The organism is Xenorhabdus bovienii, from assembly GCF_024721015.1.
GTDB lineage: Bacteria > Pseudomonadota > Gammaproteobacteria > Enterobacterales > Enterobacteriaceae > Xenorhabdus > Xenorhabdus bovienii.
Genome location: NZ_JANAIF010000256.1, coordinates 1 through 868 on the forward strand (window position 1 = coordinate 1; position 868 = coordinate 868).

1 protein-coding gene is annotated in these 868 nt (G+C 43.3%); it reads right to left on the minus strand.

Annotated features, from left to right (window positions below; genetic code table 11):
- Positions 1–162: 162 nt before the first annotated feature.
- Positions 163–868 (minus strand): antitermination protein (locus tag NXS07_RS20415; RefSeq protein ID WP_258087565.1); only part of this gene is annotated, 706 nt, incomplete at its 5' end.

The following is an 868-nucleotide window of genomic DNA, read 5'->3' on the forward strand; positions in this document are numbered from 1 at the left end:
GATTAATTTCAATTAGTTAGGATTGCAGATGTGAAAAAGCCCCGCGAGTGCGAGGCCTTATTTTGTATTCGTGGGTCAATGAAATTGCAAATACCCTATCATTGGAGTAATGATGGGCTATTTTTCCGAGAAATGCAATATCTATTTTCTAGTTATTTAAGTTTATATAGTTATTATTTCCTCTTTAGTTAGTTTTTGTAGTACATATTCAGCTCTGGCTTCCTCTTTAAAGCACTCTGTCACTAGTTGCTCAAACATCGGCTGGTATTTGTCATAACAGGTAGTTTTAGATACTCCTGTCAGTGGCTTCACTGCATCCCATACCTCAGTAAATTTGAGCCTTGAATATCCACGGCCTGAACACTTAGGACAGGTTTTGTAGGTTGGAATACCGATCAATTCGGTCTGTTTTTTATCCAGCACCTCCCCACGCCCATTGCAACGGCATGAATGACTGACTTCACCTTTTCCGCTACAGGCTTTACATGCCACTCTCACCACCTCCCGCACCTGACGCTTTCTGTACCACTCCTCCGGCGTTATAGCTCGTGCCTCTTTAGCCCAGTCTGGAATATCCAGAAACGCGGGTTTACTCCACTTGGTTGTAAATACCTCTGCTTCGATAAACCCATCTTCACAATGCAGTTCTGAACATGGCTTCTTACTGGCTGCACTCCTCGCATAATCCTGAAAGGCATAATTTGCGAGTATTTGCAGAACGCTTTGTTTAACATCCTCATCGAGTTTTGCTATTGCAGCGTGTTTGTGGACCTGCGTTAGTGCATAGTGATAGAGACTCTCCACTGCTTCATCGGGTTTATTGATCCCATGTTTCGCCAAAAACAGTTCAATACCCATCCTCGCCTGA